Here is a 17,277-nt window from a genome sequence, read left to right on the forward strand (position 1 = left end):
CTTTCCATGAATCTGCTCAAATCGTTGGCCGCCGTCAGCTCTATCACGATGCTTTCCCGGATTCTGGGATTTGTCCGAGACACCCTCATCGCGCGCACATTTGGCGCAGGAATGGCGACTGACGCCTTCTTTATCGCCTTCAAATTGCCCAATCTGCTGCGGCGGATCTTTGCCGAAGGGGCGTTTTCCCAAGCGTTCGTGCCGATTCTTGCCGAATATAAAAGCCAGCAGGGCGAAGAGGCGACGCGTACCTTCATCGCCTACGTCTCGGGCCTGCTGACGCTGGTACTGGCGCTGGTCACGGCGTTGGGCATGATCGCCGCGCCGTGGGTCATCTGGGTCACCGCGCCGGGTTTCACCGACACACCGGAAAAATTCGAACTGACCTCCAGTCTGTTGCGGGTGACTTTTCCCTACATCCTGCTGATTTCCCTGTCGTCGTTGGCCGGCGCGATCCTCAATACCTGGAACCGCTTTTCAGTGCCGGCCTTCGTGCCGACCCTGCTGAACGTCAGCATGATCATCTTTTCGGTGTTTTTGACGCCGTACTTCGATCCGCCCGTCATGGCGCTTGGCTGGGCGGTACTGGTCGGCGGCCTGGCGCAGTTGCTCTATCAGCTACCGCACCTGAAAAAGATCGGCATGCTCGTACTGCCGCGCCTGAACCTGCGTGACAGCGGTGTGTGGCGCGTCATGAAGCAAATGTTGCCGGCCATTCTCGGTGTCTCGGTGAGCCAGATTTCGCTGATCATCAACACGATCTTCGCGTCTTTCCTGGTGGCCGGTTCCGTCTCGTGGATGTACTACGCCGACCGTTTGATGGAGCTGCCGTCCGGGGTGTTGGGCGTGGCGTTGGGGACGATTTTGCTGCCGACCCTGGCCAAGACCTACGCCAGCAAGGATCGCCACGAATACTCGCGCATCCTCGATTGGGGCCTGCGTCTATGCTTCGTGCTGGTATTGCCTTGCGCCCTGGCGCTGGGGATTCTGGCCGAACCGCTGACGGTTTCCCTGTTTCAGTATGGTCAGTTCGATGCCCATGATGCGGCCATGACCCAGCGTGCGTTGATCGCCTATTCCGTAGGGTTGCTCGGGATTATCGTGATTAAAGTGCTGGCACCGGGCTTTTATGCGCAACAAAACATCCGCACACCGGTGAAAATCGCAATTTTCACGCTGGTCGTCACTCAGTTGTTTAACCTGTTGCTGATTGGTCCTCTGGCCCACGCGGGCCTGGCGCTCGCCATCAGCGCCGGCGCCTGCCTCAATGCGGGGTTGCTCTTCTATCAGCTGCGTAAACAGCAGATGTACCAGCCGCAACCGGGCTGGGCAAAGTTCGGCTTCAAGCTGGTGATTGCGGTGGCGGTGATGTCTGGCGTGTTGCTGGCCGGGATGCATTTCATGCCGGCCTGGGGTGAAGGGCAGATGCTTGAGCGTTTCCTGCGTCTGGGTGCCTTGGTCGTTGCCGGTGTGGTGGCTTATTTCGGCATGTTAGTGTTGATGGGCTTCCGTTTGCGCGACTTCAATCGCAAGACGCTTGGCTGAGGTTCCGGCCTCGATAAACACGGGCGAACCGGCGGTTTTGTCGGTTCGATCACTTTGGGTTACGGTGTTGCCTGTCGTCGGCCGCCGGGTGTGGTTATAATCGACCACTTTATGAGCAAGAAGCGCGTTATGCAGCTGGTTCGAGGCCTCCACAATCTGCGCCCCCAGCATCGGGGCTGTGTCGCCACTATTGGCAACTTTGACGGTGTACACCGTGGCCACCAGGCTATCCTGGCGCGGCTGCGTGAGCGTGCGCTCGAGTTGGGCGTGCCCAGTTGCGTGGTGATTTTCGAGCCGCAACCGCGCGAGTTCTTCGCGCCGGAGACCGCACCGGCCCGTCTGGCCCGTCTGCGGGACAAGCTGCAATTGTTGGCCGCCGAAGGCGTCGACCGCGTTCTGTGCCTGGCTTTCAACCAGCGCCTGAGCAAGCTCAGCGCCAGCGAGTTCGTCGATACCATTCTGGTCGATGGCCTGGGTGTCCAGCACCTGGAGGTCGGTGATGACTTCCGTTTCGGTTGTGATCGCGCGGGAGATTTCGATTTCCTGCAACAGGCCGGCATCCTTCAGGGATTTACCGTCGAAGCGGCGCAAACCGTCGAGCTGGATGGCATCCGGGTCAGCAGCACGCAGGTCCGCAATGCCTTGGCTGCCGCGGATTTCGCCCTGGCCGAACGGCTCCTCGGGCGGCCGTACCGGATCGCCGGTCGCGTATTGCATGGCCAGAAGCTTGCTCGGCAGTTGGGTACGCCCACGGCCAACATACAACTCAAGCGCCGTCGCGTACCGTTTACCGGGGTTTACCTGGTGGACGTCGAGATCGATGGCAAGACCTGGCCCGGCGTCGCCAATATCGGCGTGCGGCCCACGGTTCAAGGTGATGGCAAAGCCCACCTGGAAGTGCATCTTTTAGATTTTGCCGGCGATCTGTATGACCGGCGTTTAACGGTGGTTTTCCACCACAAGCTGCGTGAAGAGCAGCGTTTCGCCTCTCTGGAGGCACTGAAAACGGCGATCAGCGCGGATGTCGCCGCCGCCCGTGCACTAGCCGCACCTAGCGCCCATCGCTAATGAAGAGCCTTAAATGACCGACTATAAAGCCACGCTAAACCTTCCGGACACCGCCTTCCCAATGAAGGCCGGCCTGCCACAGCGCGAACCGCAGATCCTGCAGCGCTGGGACAGTATTGGCCTGTACGGAAAGTTGCGCGAGATTGGCAAGGATCGTCCGAAGTTCGTATTGCACGACGGCCCTCCGTACGCCAACGGCACGATTCACATCGGTCATGCACTGAACAAGATTCTCAAGGACATGATCATCCGCTCGAAGACCCTGTCGGGCTTCGACGCGCCTTATGTCCCAGGCTGGGACTGCCACGGCCTGCCGATCGAGCACAAGGTCGAAGTGACCCACGGCAAGAACCTGGGCGCGGACAAGACCCGCGAACTGTGCCGAGCCTATGCCACCGAGCAGATCGAAGGGCAGAAATCCGAGTTCATCCGTCTGGGCGTGCTGGGCGACTTCGCCAACCCGTACAAGACCATGGACTTCAAGAACGAGGCCGGGGAAATCCGTGCCCTGGCTGAAATCGTCAAGGGCGGTTTCGTGTTCAAGGGCTTGAAGCCCGTGAACTGGTGCTTCGACTGCGGTTCGGCCCTGGCTGAAGCGGAAGTCGAGTACGAGAACAAAAAGTCCTCGACCATCGACGTGGCGTTCCCGATTGCCGACGAAGCCAAGCTGGCTGCCGCCTTCGGTCTGCCTGCCCTGGGCAAACCGGCCTCGATCGTGATCTGGACCACCACCCCGTGGACCATCCCGGCCAACCAGGCGTTGAACGTCCACCCGGAATTCAACTACGCCCTGGTCGACGTCGGCGACAAGCTGCTGGTGCTGGCTGAAGAGCTGGTCGAGTCGTGCCTGGCGCGCTACTCGCTGGAAGGTTCGGTGATCGCTACCGCCGTTGGTTCGGCGCTGGAACTGATCAACTTCCGTCACCCGTTCTACGACCGTCTGTCCCCGGTTTACCTGGCCGACTACGTTGAACTGGGCGCCGGCACCGGTGTGGTTCACTCCTCGCCAGCCTACGGCGTGGACGACTTCGTGACCTGCAAGAAATACGGCATGGTCAACGACGACATTCTCAACCCGGTCCAGAGCAATGGCGTGTATGTGCCTTCGCTGGAGTTCTTCGGCGGCCAGTTCATTTGGAAGGCCAACCCGGCCATCGTCGACAAATTGACCGAAGTCGGTGCGCTGCTGCACACCACCGTCATCGAACACAGCTACATGCACTGCTGGCGCCACAAGACCCCGCTGATCTACCGCGCCACCGCGCAGTGGTTCATCGGCATGGACAAGCAGCCGACCACCGGCGACACCCTGCGCCAGCGCTCGCTCAAGGCCATTGAAGACACCCAGTTCGTCCCGGCCTGGGGCCAGGCGCGCCTGCACTCGATGATCGCCAACCGTCCGGACTGGTGCATCTCCCGTCAGCGCAACTGGGGCGTGCCGATCCCGTTCTTCCTGAACAAGGAAAGCGGCGAACTGCACCCACGCACCGTCGAGCTGATGGAAGAGGTTGCCAAGCGCGTCGAAGTCGAAGGCATCGAAGCCTGGTTCAAGCTGGACGCCGCCGAGCTGCTGGGCGCCGAAGCACCGCAGTACGACAAGATCAGCGACACCCTGGACGTCTGGTTCGATTCGGGCACCACGCACTGGCACGTCCTGCGCGGTTCGCACCCGATGGGCCACGAAACCGGCCCGCGCGCCGACCTGTACCTGGAAGGCTCTGACCAACACCGCGGCTGGTTCCACTCGTCGCTGCTGACCGGTTGCGCCATCGACAACCACGCGCCGTACCGCGAACTGCTGACCCACGGTTTCACCGTCGACGAGTCCGGCCGCAAGATGTCCAAGTCCCTGGGCAACGTGATCGCACCGCAGAAAGTCAACGATACCCTGGGCGCCGACATCATGCGCCTGTGGGTTGCCTCGACCGATTACTCGGGTGAAATGGCGGTTTCCGAGCAGATCCTGCAACGTAGTGCGGACGCCTACCGGCGTATCCGTAACACCGCGCGCTTCCTGCTGTCGAACCTGACCGGTTTCAACCCGGCCACCGACCTGCTGCCGGCCGAAGAAATGCTGGCGCTGGACCGTTGGGCCGTGGATCGCACCCTGCTGCTGCAGCGTGAGCTGCAAGAGCACTACAGTGAATACCGCTTCTGGAACGTGTACTCGAAGATCCACAACTTCTGCGTGCAGGAGCTGGGTGGCTTCTATCTCGACATCATCAAGGATCGCCAGTACACCACCGGCGCCGACAGCAAGGCCCGCCGTTCGTGCCAGACCGCGCTTTTCCACATCTCCGAGGCGCTGGTGCGCTGGATCGCGCCGATCCTCGCGTTCACCGCCGACGAACTGTGGCAGTACCTGCCGGGCGAGCGTAACGAGTCCGTCATGCTCAACACCTGGTACGAAGGCCTGAGCGAACTGCCGGAAGGCTTCGAGTTGGGTCGCGCCTACTGGGACCGCATCATGGAAGTGAAGGTTGCGGTCAACAAAGAGATGGAAATCCAGCGTGCAGCCAAGGCTGTCGGTGGCAACCTGCAAGCCGAAGTGACGCTGTTCGCCGAAGACGCGCTGATTGCCGACCTGGCCAAGCTGAGCAACGAACTGCGTTTCGTGCTGATCACCTCGACTGCCAGCGTTGCACCGTTTGTGAAGGCACCAGAGGACGCGGTCGCTACTGAAGTCAGCGGCCTGAAGCTGAAGATCGTCAAGTCGGCCCACGCCAAATGCGCCCGTTGCTGGCACTGCCGCGAAGATGTCGGCGTGAACCCGGAGCATCCGGAAATCTGCGGTCGTTGCGTGGACAACATCAGCGGCGCGGGCGAGGTCCGTCACTATGCCTAATGCCGTTGGCCGTTTCGGACGGCTGAGCTGGCTCTGGTTGAGTTTGCTGGTCCTGGTCATCGACCAGGCCAGCAAGTTCTACTTCGAAGGCAAGCTCCAGATGTACCAGCAGATCGTGATCATCCCCGATTACTTCAGCTGGACCCTGGCCTACAACACTGGTGCGGCATTCAGCTTCCTGGCTGACAGCTCCGGCTGGCAGCGCTGGCTGTTCGCCTTGATCGCGGTGGTGGTCAGTGCGGTGCTGGTGGTGTGGCTCAAGCGTCTGGGGCGCAACGAGACCTGGCTGGCGGTCGCGCTGGCGCTGGTGCTCGGCGGCGCGCTGGGCAATCTGTATGACCGCATTGCCTTGGGCCATGTGATCGATTTCATTCTGGTGCATTGGCAGAACCGCTGGTATTTCCCGGCGTTCAACTTTGCCGACAGTGCAATCACGGTAGGTGCTGTCATGCTGGCACTGGATATGTTCAAAAGTAAAAAGACCGGAGAAACCGTTCATGACTGAACAGGTATTGGCTGAGCAACGCATCGGCCAGAACACGGAAGTCACCTTGCATTTCGCATTGCGCCTGGAGAATGGCGACACGGTGGACAGCACCTTCGACAAAGCCCCGGCGACCTTCAAGGTCGGTGACGGCAACCTGTTGCCAGGTTTCGAAGCAGCCCTGTTCGGTTTCAAGGCCGGTGACAAGCGTACACTGAGCATCGAGCCGGAAAACGCGTTCGGCCAGCCAAACCCGCAAAACGTGCAGATCATTCCGCGCTCGCAGTTTGCAGACATGGAACTGTCGCCGGGTTTGCTGGTGATCTTCAACGATGCGGCCAATACTGAACTGCCGGGCGTGGTGAAAGAGTTCGACGACGCGCAAGTGACCATCGACTTCAACCACCCGCTGGCGGGCAAGACGCTGACCTTTGACGTGGAAATCATTTCCGTCAAAGCGCTGTAAGAAACAAAGCAGACCACTGTGGGAGCGGGCTTGCCCGCGATAGCGGTACATCAGCCGACATCAAAGTTGGCTGTCAGGCCCTCATCGCGGGCAAGCCCGCTCCCACAGGGATTGCAGTGATCCAATATTTCGCGCGCAAGACACGAGGCACAGCATGCAAATCAAACTCGCCAACCCCCGTGGCTTCTGCGCCGGTGTGGACCGGGCGATCGAAATCGTCAACCGCGCCCTGGAAGTTTTCGGGCCGCCGATCTACGTGCGCCACGAAGTGGTCCACAACAAATTTGTCGTCGAAGACCTGCGCTCCCGTGGCGCGATCTTCGTCGAAGAGCTGGATCAGGTGCCGGACGACGTCATTGTGATCTTCAGTGCACACGGCGTTTCCCAGGCCGTGCGCAGCGAAGCGGCTGGCCGCGGGCTGAAAGTGTTCGATGCAACGTGCCCGCTGGTGACCAAAGTTCACATCGAAGTGGCGCGTTACAGCCGTGACGGCCGAGAGTGCATTCTCATCGGCCACGCCGGTCACCCGGAAGTCGAAGGCACCATGGGCCAGTACGATGGCAGCAATGGTGGCGCGATCTACCTGGTCGAAGACGAGAAAGATGTCGCGGCGTTGCAGGTGAACAACCCTGAAAAGCTCGCCTTCGTGACCCAGACCACCTTGTCGATGGACGATACCAGTCGCGTTATCGATGCCTTGCGTTCGCGCTTTCCGGCCATCGGCGGACCGCGCAAGGACGACATTTGCTACGCCACGCAAAACCGTCAGGACGCGGTCAAGCAGCTGGCCGACGAGTGCGACGTGGTGCTGGTGGTTGGCAGCCCGAACAGTTCCAACTCCAATCGCTTGCGCGAGCTGGCAGAGCGCATGTCCACTCCGGCCTACCTGATCGACGGTGCCGAAGACCTGCAAAAGAGCTGGTTCGACGGCGTCGAGCGTATTGGCATCACCGCTGGCGCATCCGCCCCGGAAGTCCTGGTGCGCGGCGTGATCCAGCAGTTGCAGGCCTGGGGGGCCACCGGTGCCGATGAGCTGGCGGGTCGCGAGGAGAACATCACGTTCTCGATGCCTAAAGAACTGCGCGTTCGCTCGTTGCTCTGAATTCAGTCCTTTTTTCGCATAACGCCTGCTCAACCTTGTCGTTGCGCAGGCTGACGCGACCGGTCCGTGCCAACACCACTTGGTGTCGGCTTACCGGTTCGCGAACCGCGCAAATGTGTAACGTCCCTCCAATCAGTGCTTCGCCCTGACCTCTGAATCGTATTGAGCTTTCGACCGAACCGTTCCCCGCAATCGACACGCGTGCGCCGCTCTGGCGTTCGGCCAGCAGTGGATTGTCGCTGTCCATCTCCCCTTTGCCGCTGATATCCAGGATCATCCGCAGCCTTGGCTCCAGTCGCCATTGATGCCGTGAATCACCACGGCCTGGTTGCGGACGATGGCTTCGCTCCGGGCGGTGCGAATACCACTGAAAAGAGCCTGCGCCGCTTGCTGTCTTTGGTTCGACTCGATCAGCGTTGCGAACGCCGGAGTCACCAGATGCAGAACAATTCCTGTAATTGCCAGTCCCATGAGCAGTTCGATCAGGCTGAAGCCGTGTTGCCGCATGACATATCCCTCCTTGGCGTGCTGTGGCTCGCGCAATCCGTGCGCGAGAAATGGCAACGCACAGCATCGTTCAAACGTTGTGCTGCGTAACAGCAGGTATAGCCGAAGGAAACAGAAGGGCCCGATGGAGCATCGTACAAAAGGTTTCACGCTGATCGAGTTGCTGATCGCGCTCGCGATTCTTCTGATCCTGCTGACTATGGCCGTCCCGGCGTTTACCCGCTCGACGCAAACAACCAGGGCAGATACCGAAGTCGCGGACCTGCAGCGAGCGTTGAATGTTGCCCGGCTCGAAGCCATCGATCGGGGCAATACCACGCGGCTGCGGCCGACAGCCGGCGGGGATGCCTGGAGTGGAGAGCTGGCGATTTACGACGGTACTGGCGCTTTGGCCAATGTATTGCGGGTTGTTCCGGCAATGAGCAGCGGCGCAACTCTGGCGCTAACCTCTGGCGTCACTGCCATCGATTTCAACAGTCTGGGCGGATTGTCATCACCGTCCTCGGAGGTGGTGATCAACTATGGGCGGGGAACACAAAGCAGGACGCTGACAGTGTGTTTGAACGGACGAATTCTATTGGGTGGACGTTGCGGATGAGGGCAGGGATGCAAGGCTCGCAGGAGGGCATGACGCTGGTCGAAGTCCTGGTGGCGTTAGTCATTCTGGGGGTGGGGTTGCTGGGCGCAGCGGCGTTTCAGCTCAATGCGCTGAAGTACACGGACAGCGCGCGCATGACCAGTCAGGCCAGTTTTATCGCCTACGACATGCTGGACCGCATTCGCGCCAATGCCGCTGCGGACTACACCATTGCGCCTCCGGCTTCGGGCAATCCAGACGTTGCCCGGGATCAGGACCTCTTTGACTTCAACGCCAACATTGTCAGCTCACTCGGCGCCACCGCGACCGGCAGGGTCACCGTCAACCAGCAGGTGTACACCATCACGATCAACTGGGACGACTCACGGGCCGCGAAGACTGCCGAATCGCGGCGCAGCTTCGTCCTGACCAGCCGCACGGCCGTCGATCCGGGGGCGACCCCATGACTCGTTGCAGCAAAGGCTTCGGCCTGGTCGAGTTGCTGATCGCCCTGGCATTGAGCCTGATCGTGGTGCTCGGCGTGGTGCAGGTTTTCATCGCGGCCAAGAACACCTATCTCAGTCAGAGTGCGGCCGCGAACATGCAGGAGGATGCACGTTTTGTGTTGAGCAAAATGATTAAGGAAATCCGCATGGTCGGGATGTTCGGTTGTCTGGAAACGATCACTGATTCAAGTGAGAAAGGTGATTTCCATGCCAGTCGTACAATGCCGATTCGTTGGGACAACGGCGGCCGCCAGTTGACGCTGGTGATGTCGGATGTCGGCAGTAATGGCGACAAACCGGACTGGACCGTGCTTTCCGATTGTAGAACCCATTCGACCGCCTACAGTGAAGGTCGGACGCCAGCGGCAGGGCAGCAGGCATTTCCGATCCGGCGGCTGACTTACAGGTTCAGCAACAACCAATTGCTCATGAAGGGCGGGGCCGCAGCAGACCAGGTACTGGTGGACAATGTCGGCGCTTTCGACGTGAGCTTCGGCTTGGCCAGTACGGCCACTGATCTGGCTGCATCCCGCTACAGCAGCAACCCGCCGGACCCCGCGCTGATTCGTAGCGTTCGCCTGAGCCTGACCCTCACCGATCCGAGCCGCCGGGTGAGTGATCAAACCTTCAACGTGGTTGCCGCACTGCGCAACCGCTTGCCATGAGGGAATGTCATTGAGTCGTTCTCCCATGACGTATTACACCCAGCGCGGCATGGCACTGCTGGTCAGTCTGGTGTTCTTGCTCTTGCTGACGCTGATTGGCCTCTCCTCGATGCAGAGCGCGACCCTGCAGGAAAAGATGGCCGCTAGCGTCGCCTTGCACAACCAGTCGTTCCAGAGCGCCGAGGCAGCATTGCGGGTGGGCGAAAGTGGAGTGCAACGGGACGGTTATGCGCTACCTGTTTGCAGCGGCATCGTTCAATGTGCACCACCGTCCGAGTCCTCGACTATTACCGCCGCCGGCTTCAACGCCACCTCCGGAGTGACCTGGATTGCATCGGGCAAAGGTTTTTATGGCGTGCAAAACATCGGTGTCAGCAAGAAGGCGGTGAATGTGCCAATCAATACCTCGGCGACCTTGTATCGGGTAACGGCAGTCGGCATCGCGGGGCATTCGCGCAGTGTGGTGGAGAGTATCTATGCGAAGTACTGAACGACCTGTCAGGTTATGGTCACACCTGCTCGGCGTCGTTGTCGCGCTTGACCTGTCGATGTCGGCGCATGCAGCCACGCCAGCGGATTCGCCAGCGCTGAACCGGCCAACCTGTCTGGCGAATGGTAACTGGTACGGTTTCTATCATGGCAATCAGGGCTTGAAAGCCGTCTGCCTGAAGCTGCCCGAAGCGATCAGCGTTAAGATGCTCGACAGCAACGCCGACGGCGTGGTCGACAACCTCGACACGCTGTCCGAGGGTGTGATCTTCGTCGGAGAGCATTCGACCCAGGATACCGGCGACAATGGCGGGGTCGTAAACGATTCCACTGGCGACGATACGCCGGGGATGGAAAAATCCGGCGGCAGCCGTCGCATCATGTGGCGACAAATACAGTAAGTGAGAGTTGAGGCATGCGTAGTTCCAACCGCGGTTTTACCCTGATCGAAATCATGATCGTGATTGCGATCATCGGGATTGTCATGACCATTGCCGCCCCGAGTTTCACCGAGTACCTGAACAAGGGCCGTCGCGCGGAAGTGGCGGGGCTGCTTTCGGAGCAGGCGCAGCTCCTGGAGCGCTTCTACTCGCAGAAAAATGTCTACACCGATGCGACGGGCCTCAGCGCCGGCAATGACTACTACAGCATCACTCCAGCCCTGACCGACCAGACCTTTCTGCTGACGGCGGTACGCAAGGCCGGCTCAAGCATGGCCACTGACAAATGCGGTGATATGACCATCACCAACACCGGTGTACTGGGTATGGTCAATGCGAAGTCCGGCCTGACCAGCAAAGATTGCTGGGGGCGCTGAGTTTCTTTTTCGGGTGCCATTTGCACCCTCTGTCTATTTAACGATTGGATCAGAACATGACCAGGCAACAGCAAGTGGTGATTGTCGGCGGTGGGGTGATTGGCTTGCTGACGGCCTTCAATCTCGCCTCCGAAGTGCAAAGCGTTGTGCTGCTGGATCGCTCGAACGTCGGTCAGGAGTCGTCCTGGGCCGGTGGCGGCATCGTTTCGCCGCTTTACCCGTGGCGCTATAGCCCGGCGGTCACTGCGTTGGCTCACTGGTCCCAGGACTTTTATCCACAACTGGGCGAGCGCTTGTTCGCCGCCACCGGTGTTGATCCTGAAGTGCATACCACCGGTCTGTATTGGCTGGATCTGGATGACGAGGCTGAAGCGCTGGCCTGGGCCGCCCGGGAGCATCGTCCGTTGAGTGCCGTTGATATCTCGGCGGCACACGACGCGGTGCAAGTGCTGGGCAGCGGTTTTTCCCGGGCGATCTACATGGCCGATGTCGCCAACGTGCGTAACCCGCGTCTGGTGAAGTCGCTCAAGGCCGCGTTGCTGGCGCTGCCGAACGTGACAATCCATGAGCAATGCGAAGTCAGCGGGTTTGTTCGTGACGGCAACAAAGTGGTTGGCGTGCAGACCGCCACCGGTGTTGTTCTCGGCGATCAAGTCGTTCTGACGGCGGGAGCCTGGAGCGGTGAATTGCTCAAGTGTCTTGATCTGACGCTGCCGGTCGAGCCGGTGAAAGGGCAGATGATTCTCTACAAGTGCGCGGCGGATTTCCTGCCAAGCATGGTCCTGGCCAAGGGCCGTTATGCGATTCCCCGGCGCGACGGACACATACTGATCGGCAGTACGCTGGAGCATGAAGGTTTTGACAAGACGCCGACCGGGTCTGCGCTGGAAAGCCTGAAGGCGTCGGCGGTGGAATTGATTCCGGCACTGGCCGATGCCGAAGTGGTGGGGCACTGGGCCGGATTGCGCCCAGGATCACCCGAGGGCATTCCCTATATCGGCCCGGTGCCGGGGTTTGAGGGGCTCTGGCTCAACTGTGGGCATTACCGTAACGGATTGGTGTTGGCGCCGGCGTCATGTCAGTTGTTTGCCGATGTGATGCTGGGTCGTACGCCGATTATCGATCCGACGCCTTATTCGCCTGCCGGGAGACTTTGAAACAAGCGAAAAAGATCGCAGTCTGCGGCAGCTCCTACATGATTGGAGCGTACCTCTTGTAGGCGCTGCCGCAGGCTGCGATCTTTTTAAAGCCTCAATCCAACCCCAATTTCTTGAGCCTGTAACGCATCGACCTGAATGACAGATTCAACCGTTGAGCCGCCGCCGTGCGGTTCCAGCGGGTTTCCTCCAGGGCCTGGAGCAGCAGTTGGCGTTCGATGTTTTCCAGATAGGTGTCCAGATTGTCGATCCGGGTCAGGTCCGGTATTCCTCCTTCAGCTGCGCAATTGCCCTCAGCCAGGCGCAGGTCGCCTGCTTCGATCTGATTGTCCTCGCACAAGGTATGAGCCCGTTCGAGCATATTTTCCAGTTCCCGCACATTGCCCGGGAAGCGATAGCTTTTCAGTGCATCAAGGGCTTGGGGGTGGAGTCTGGCTGCCGGTTGCCCCGTATCGGAGGCCAGGCGCTTGAGTATGTGGCTGGCCAGCACCTCGATGTCATCGCGACGCTCGCGCAAGGGCGGAACCCGGAGTTCGATCACATTCAAACGGTAGTAAAGATCATGCCGAAATCGCCCGGCGGCGACTTCGGTGCCAAGGTCCTTGTGTGTGGCGCAAAGAATGCGCACATCCACCGCCACTTCCTGCTGCCCGCCGACGCTGCGTACGGCTTTCTCCTGAATGGCGCGTAGCAGTTTGACTTGCATGGCCAGCGGCAGGTCGGCCACCTCGTCGAGGAGCAGGGTACCGCCGTGAGCGGTCTGGAACAGACCGGGTTTGTCTTCGATGGCGCCGCTGAAGCTGCCTTTGCGATGGCCGAAAAACTCGCTCTCCAACAGTTCCGAGGGAATCGCCGCGCAGTTGATCGCAATGAACGGCTGCTTGGCGCGGGGGCTTTGATCATGGATCAGGTGCGCAACCAATTCCTTGCCACTGCCGGATTCTCCGCTGATGTATACCGTCGCATGACTGTTGGCCAGTTTGGTGATGTGCTTGCGCAGGTTGCGCATGGGCAATGAGTCGCCCAGCAAACGGCGATCGATGTCGCCCCCGCGGGCAGGAAGCAGCAAGGCGCTGGTGACCAGTTCACGCAGGCGCGGAAGGTCCACCGGTTTGGTGAGGAAGTCGAATGCTCCGGCCTTGAGCACATTGATTGCGGTTTCGAGACTGGCATAGGCGGTGATCATCGCCACCTGGACCTGAGGGTGACGTTGCTGGATGTGTTGTACCAACTCCAGGCCGGTGCCATCCGGCAATTGCATGTCGGTCAGGCAGAGATCGAAAGTTTCGCTTTTCAGCAGTGATTGCGCTTCGCCGACATTGCGAGCGTTGAACGTCTCTAGTTTCATCCTTCCCAGGGTGATTTCCAGGAGTTCGCGTATGTCTGGTTCGTCATCGACGATCAAGACTTTTTGTCGTGGTCTCGTATTCAAGCTAGGTTCCGTCCGTGAGCAAAGGTCATGCAAAAGCAGCCGCTTTCCTGGCGTGCCTTGAAGTCTAGGCGGGACAGAATGCTTTCGCCCGGCTGGCCGGACAGATAAAGCCCCGGGCCCTTGATATACGGGGCGAGGGCTTCGTGATCGAGTATTTCCAGTGATTTCAGGTCAAGCCATGGCGGCGACATTGGCGCGCGGCGCTGCAGGTACAGGACGTTTTCGATTACCCGGTTCATTCGCAGAGAGAGGTCTTGAATAATCTGCGTCAGACGTCACTCGGTGCCCTTCAGTTCCTTGGGTGTCAGCGATAGTCCTCGATCGGCCGCCATTTCGGGAGCGTGTCAGCGGCCGCTGGAGTCCTTGTCCTGCTCGAGATGAGCCTGGCTGCAGTACCACCGTTGGTCGAGACTCAGCGCGCGGTCACGGGGCAGGTGAACGCCGCAATGGGCGCAACGGACCATGGGCGCTGCGTCGCGTTCGGCAGGGGACCGGGGGGTGGAAGCCTGACCCTTGAATTTGCGCCAGAACCATACGGCAGCCGCTATCAGGACAATCCAGAACAATAAACGAAGCATGGTGAGCTGCTTTTCGACTGATGATCCGGCAGTTTAGCCAAGGACCTGACAGGCGCACAGTGTAATAAAGCACTGAAATAAAAAAGGGAGACCCGAGAGTCTCCCTTTTTGCACAGCCCGAGGTGTCAGTCGAACACGCCGAAGGTCATGTAGCTGAACCACGAGCGGTCGCTGTTGTTGCCTTCCGCTTCGTGATTTTCTTCTTCGATCGCGTCGCCATTGTCGTCTTTAGGCTTGAGCTCGGCCGGGATGGCGTCCTTGGCGTCCTGGAACTGCTTCTGCACGTCCTGGTTGGCGCGGGTTTCGCCCGGTGGCAGCGGCGGACGGGATTCGATCAGGCCCAGGGTCGCCTTGCTCAGCCACGAACGGTTGTCGGCTTCGGCCACGGTCGGCACGAACTGGCCGTCTACCAGCGTCGGGTGGTTCGGGTAGTTGAGCTTCAGGGTTTCCAGGCTGGTGGCAGCCAGTTCGTCCAGGTGCAGGCGCTGATAGGCCTCGGTCATCACCGCCAGGCCGTCGCCGACCGAAGGGGTTTCCTGGAAGTTTTCCACCACGTAACGACCGCGGTTTGCCGCTGCGACATAGGCCTGACGGGTCAGGTAGTAGTCGGCCACGTGAATTTCGTAGGCCGCCAGCAGGTTGCGCAGGTAAATCATGCGCTGCTTGGCATCCGGCGCGTAACGGCTGTTCGGGAAGCGGCTGGTCAGCTGGGCGAACTCGTTATAGGAGTCGCGGGCGGCGCCCGGGTCACGCTTGGTCATGTCCAGCGGCAGGAAACGCGCCAGCAGGCCGACGTCCTGGTCGAAAGAAGTCAGGCCCTTGAGGTAGTAGGCATAATCGACGTTCGGATGCTGTGGGTGCAGACGAATGAAGCGCTCAGCCGCGGACTTGGCCGCCTCTGGCTCGGTGTTCTTGTAGTTGGCGTAGATGAGTTCGAGTTGCGCCTGGTCGGCATAGCGACCGAACGGATAACGCGACTCCAGAGCCTTCAGCTTGGCGATGGCGGAGGTGTAGCTACTGTTGTCCAGGTCATTTTGAGCCTGTTGGTACAGCTCGACTTCACTGAGGTTTTCGTCTACGACTTCCTTCGATGAGCAAGCAGCGGTCAATGCGAGGATGGCGATCAGCAGCAGGTGTTTCACTTGCATGGCGGCTTGCGTCCCTATGACGGCCGCTGTCTTGGGCGTGGCCGTCCTGTTATGATGAGCGCCCCGTTGAAAAGCCTCGGGGCAAAAGACGCCGTATTTAACCACAAGCGCGCAGCCGAAACCAAAGGCTGTGCCGACGCCTAGTCTGAGCATGTCCGATAAAATTGAACTTCGCGCAGAGGTGCCGTCCGAATTGGGCGGCCAACGCCTCGATCAAGTCGCCGCACAATTATTCGCTGAGCACTCGCGCTCGCGCCTTTCCGCCTGGATCAAAGACGGCCGCCTGACTGTGGATGGGGCGGTTATCCGCCCGCGAGACATCGTCCATGGTGGCGCCATCCTTGAGTTGACTGCCGAGCAGGAAGCTCAGGGCGAATGGGTCGCTCAAGACATAGCCCTGGACATCGTCTACGAAGACGACGACATCCTGGTGATCAACAAGCCTGCGGGCCTGGTGGTGCACCCGGCTGCCGGTCATGCCGACGGCACCTTGCTCAACGCCTTGCTGCACCACGTGCCGGACATCATCAATGTGCCCCGCGCCGGTATCGTGCATCGCCTGGACAAGGACACCACCGGTCTGATGGTGGTGGCCAAGACCATTCAAGCGCAGACGCAGCTGGTGACACAGTTGCAGAGCCGCAGCGTCAGCCGGATCTACGAGTGCATCGTGATCGGTGTGGTGACGGCCGGTGGCAAGATCAACGCGCCGATCGGTCGTCACGGCCAGCAGCGTCAGCGCATGGCCGTGATGGAAGGTGGCAAGCAAGCCGTCAGCCACTACCGCGTGCTCGAGCGCTTCCGCTCCCACACTCACGTGCGGGTGAAGCTGGAAACCGGTCGTACGCACCAGATTCGCGTGCACATGGCGCACATCAACTACCCGTTGGTCGGAGATCCCGCGTACGGCGGTCGTTTCCGTATTCCGCCGGCCGCCAACCCGACCATGGTCGAGTCGCTGAAGAACTTCCCGCGTCAGGCGCTGCATGCGCGTTTCCTGGAGCTGGATCATCCGACCACCGGTAAGCGCATGAGCTGGGAATCGCCGTTGCCGGAAGACTTCGTCTGGCTGCTGACCCTGCTCAAGCAAGACCGCGAGGCGTTCATCGGATGAGTGACTGGCTGATTCCTGACTGGCCCGCGCCGGCCGGGGTCAAAGCCTGTGTGACCACCCGTGCGGGCGGCGTCAGTGTGGCGCCGTTCGACAGCCTCAACCTCGGCGATCACGTCGACGACAACCCTGAATCGGTTGCCGAGAATCGCCGTCGTCTCACCGATCATTTCTCCATTCAACCGGCCTGGCTGCAGCAGGTCCACGGCATTGTCGTGGCTCATGCCGATCCAGATCGGGTGGTCACCGCCGACGCCAGTTGGACGGCGACGCCCGGCATCGCCTGTGCCGCAATGACTGCCGACTGCCTGCCAGCGCTGTTCTGCGACCGCGCCGGCACTCGTGTCGCGGCGGCCCATGCCGGTTGGCGCGGGTTGGCGGCAGGCGTGCTGGAAGCGACGCTCGATATGCTGGACGTTGCGCCCGAAGATGTATTGGTCTGGCTCGGTCCGGCCATCGGCCCGCAAGCCTTTGAAGTCGGCCCGGAAGTGCGCGAGACCTTCGTCGAGCAATTGCCGCAAGCGGCTGAGGCTTTTGTGCCGAGCCAAAACCCCGGCAAGTTCATGGCCGACATCTATAGGCTGGCGCGCTTGCGTCTGGCCGCTCGCGGTGTCACCGCCGTTTATGGTGGCGGGTTCTGCACCGTGACCGATCCGCGCTTCTTTTCTTACCGCCGTGCGCCTCGCACTGGTCGGTTTGCCTCCCTGGTTTGGCTCGAACGCTAGACTTGTCTGATCTGCATCAACGTCAAGACGCTTGAAACTCCCAGAATCGACCGCA

19 protein-coding genes and 1 pseudogene are annotated in these 17,277 nt (G+C 60.2%); 15 read left to right on the top strand and 5 right to left on the bottom strand.

From position 1 onward, the window contains the following. The first annotated feature begins 6 nt into the window (after positions 1 to 6). The 6 genes from murJ to ispH all read left to right on the top strand — a co-directional run bounded on the left by murJ (position 7) and on the right by ispH (position 7,510). Positions 7 to 1,545, top strand: coding sequence for a murein biosynthesis integral membrane protein MurJ (murJ, locus tag KW841_RS26290; protein WP_102701730.1), 1,539 nt, complete (start codon positions 7 to 9; stop codon positions 1,543 to 1,545). Between the two features lie 129 nt (positions 1,546 to 1,674). Beyond that, positions 1,675 to 2,613, top strand: coding sequence for a bifunctional riboflavin kinase/FAD synthetase (gene ribF, locus KW841_RS26295; RefSeq protein WP_104451400.1), 939 nt, complete (start codon positions 1,675 to 1,677; stop codon positions 2,611 to 2,613). 13 nt (positions 2,614 to 2,626) lie between these two features. Beyond that, positions 2,627 to 5,458, top strand: coding sequence for an isoleucine--tRNA ligase (gene ileS, locus KW841_RS26300; RefSeq protein ID WP_218480301.1), 2,832 nt, complete (start codon positions 2,627 to 2,629; stop codon positions 5,456 to 5,458). Next, positions 5,451 to 5,963 carry a signal peptidase II gene (lspA, locus tag KW841_RS26305; protein ID WP_007970932.1) on the top strand — a complete coding sequence of 171 codons (513 nt, stop codon included), beginning with the start codon at positions 5,451 to 5,453 and terminating at the stop codon, positions 5,961 to 5,963. Before ileS ends, lspA begins: the two co-directional genes overlap by 8 nt. A 7-nt stretch (positions 5,964 to 5,970) precedes the next feature. Next, positions 5,971 to 6,408 carry an FKBP-type peptidyl-prolyl cis-trans isomerase gene (gene fkpB / locus KW841_RS26310; protein ID WP_172435717.1) on the top strand — a complete coding sequence of 146 codons (438 nt, stop codon included), beginning with the start codon at positions 5,971 to 5,973 and terminating at the stop codon, positions 6,406 to 6,408. Positions 6,409 to 6,562: 154 nt separating this feature from the next. Then, positions 6,563 to 7,510 carry a 4-hydroxy-3-methylbut-2-enyl diphosphate reductase gene (gene ispH, locus KW841_RS26315; protein ID WP_102701727.1) on the top strand — a complete coding sequence of 316 codons (948 nt, stop codon included), beginning with the start codon at positions 6,563 to 6,565 and terminating at the stop codon, positions 7,508 to 7,510. Here the strand turns inward: ispH and KW841_RS26320 are convergent. Next, positions 7,479 to 8,017: pseudogene (locus KW841_RS26320) on the bottom strand (GspH/FimT family pseudopilin). The gene ispH and the pseudogene KW841_RS26320 overlap by 32 nt on opposite strands. A 124-nt stretch (positions 8,018 to 8,141) precedes the next feature. Between KW841_RS26320 and KW841_RS26325 the strand changes: the two are divergent. From KW841_RS26325 to thiO, 7 genes are read left to right on the top strand one after another with little or no spacing between them, the layout of a single operon-like run. Beyond that, positions 8,142 to 8,615, top strand: coding sequence for a GspH/FimT family protein (locus KW841_RS26325; RefSeq protein ID WP_218480302.1), 474 nt, complete (start codon positions 8,142 to 8,144; stop codon positions 8,613 to 8,615). Beyond that, on the top strand, positions 8,612 to 9,061 hold the full coding sequence (gene pilV / locus KW841_RS26330; RefSeq protein ID WP_218480303.1) for a type IV pilus modification protein PilV: 450 nt from the start codon (positions 8,612 to 8,614) through the stop codon (positions 9,059 to 9,061). The genes KW841_RS26325 and pilV overlap by 4 nt, the downstream gene beginning before the upstream one ends. Continuing rightward, on the top strand, positions 9,058 to 9,765 hold the full coding sequence (locus tag KW841_RS26335) for a PilW family protein (RefSeq protein WP_218480304.1): 708 nt from the start codon (positions 9,058 to 9,060) through the stop codon (positions 9,763 to 9,765). The genes pilV and KW841_RS26335 overlap by 4 nt, the downstream gene beginning before the upstream one ends. A gap of 10 nt (positions 9,766 to 9,775) precedes the next feature. Beyond that, entirely contained in the window at positions 9,776 to 10,255 is a 480-nt protein-coding gene (locus KW841_RS26340; protein ID WP_218480305.1) for a PilX N-terminal domain-containing pilus assembly protein, read from the top strand. After that, positions 10,242 to 10,655, top strand: a complete 414-nt coding sequence (locus KW841_RS26345) for a hypothetical protein (protein WP_218480306.1) — start codon at positions 10,242 to 10,244, stop codon at positions 10,653 to 10,655. Before KW841_RS26340 ends, KW841_RS26345 begins: the two co-directional genes overlap by 14 nt. A gap of 14 nt (positions 10,656 to 10,669) precedes the next feature. Continuing rightward, entirely contained in the window at positions 10,670 to 11,071 is a 402-nt protein-coding gene (locus KW841_RS26350) for a type IV pilin protein (RefSeq protein WP_218480307.1), read from the top strand. 56 nt (positions 11,072 to 11,127) lie between these two features. After that, complete coding sequence (gene thiO / locus KW841_RS26355; protein WP_218480308.1) at positions 11,128 to 12,228, top strand: glycine oxidase ThiO; 1,101 nt, start codon at positions 11,128 to 11,130, stop codon at positions 12,226 to 12,228. Between the two features lie 94 nt (positions 12,229 to 12,322). On the opposite strand, the gene KW841_RS26360 is transcribed toward thiO, so the two are convergent. The 4 genes from KW841_RS26360 to KW841_RS26375 all read right to left on the bottom strand — a co-directional run bounded on the left by KW841_RS26360 (position 12,323) and on the right by KW841_RS26375 (position 15,386). Beyond that, on the bottom strand, positions 12,323 to 13,660 hold the full coding sequence (locus KW841_RS26360) for a sigma-54 dependent transcriptional regulator (RefSeq protein WP_218480309.1): 1,338 nt from the start codon (positions 13,658 to 13,660) through the stop codon (positions 12,323 to 12,325). Then, positions 13,657 to 13,899: a hypothetical protein gene (locus KW841_RS26365; protein ID WP_218480310.1), complete on the bottom strand. Its 243-nt coding sequence runs from the start codon at positions 13,897 to 13,899 to the stop codon at positions 13,657 to 13,659. Before KW841_RS26365 ends, KW841_RS26360 begins: the two co-directional genes overlap by 4 nt. A gap of 105 nt (positions 13,900 to 14,004) precedes the next feature. Then, positions 14,005 to 14,238: a PP0621 family protein gene (locus tag KW841_RS26370; protein WP_218480311.1), complete on the bottom strand. Its 234-nt coding sequence runs from the start codon at positions 14,236 to 14,238 to the stop codon at positions 14,005 to 14,007. Positions 14,239 to 14,363: 125 nt separating this feature from the next. Continuing rightward, positions 14,364 to 15,386 (bottom strand): outer membrane protein assembly factor BamD, encoded by a 1,023-nt coding sequence (locus tag KW841_RS26375; RefSeq protein ID WP_218480312.1) that lies wholly within the window; start codon positions 15,384 to 15,386, stop codon positions 14,364 to 14,366. A gap of 151 nt (positions 15,387 to 15,537) precedes the next feature. Between KW841_RS26375 and rluD the strand changes: the two genes are divergently transcribed. Continuing rightward, the gene (rluD, locus tag KW841_RS26380; RefSeq protein ID WP_007990414.1) at positions 15,538 to 16,500 is read left to right on the top strand and encodes a 23S rRNA pseudouridine(1911/1915/1917) synthase RluD; all 963 of its coding nucleotides are present in this window, start codon (positions 15,538 to 15,540) and stop codon (positions 16,498 to 16,500) included. Further along, a complete protein-coding gene (gene pgeF, locus KW841_RS26385) occupies positions 16,497 to 17,222 on the top strand; it encodes a peptidoglycan editing factor PgeF (RefSeq protein ID WP_218480313.1) in 726 nt (241 codons plus the stop codon). The genes rluD and pgeF overlap by 4 nt, the downstream gene beginning before the upstream one ends. Positions 17,223 to 17,277 lie beyond the last annotated feature (55 nt).

Source organism: Pseudomonas sp. PDM28 (assembly GCF_019219115.1).
Lineage (GTDB): Bacteria > Pseudomonadota > Gammaproteobacteria > Pseudomonadales > Pseudomonadaceae > Aquipseudomonas > Aquipseudomonas laurylsulfatiphila.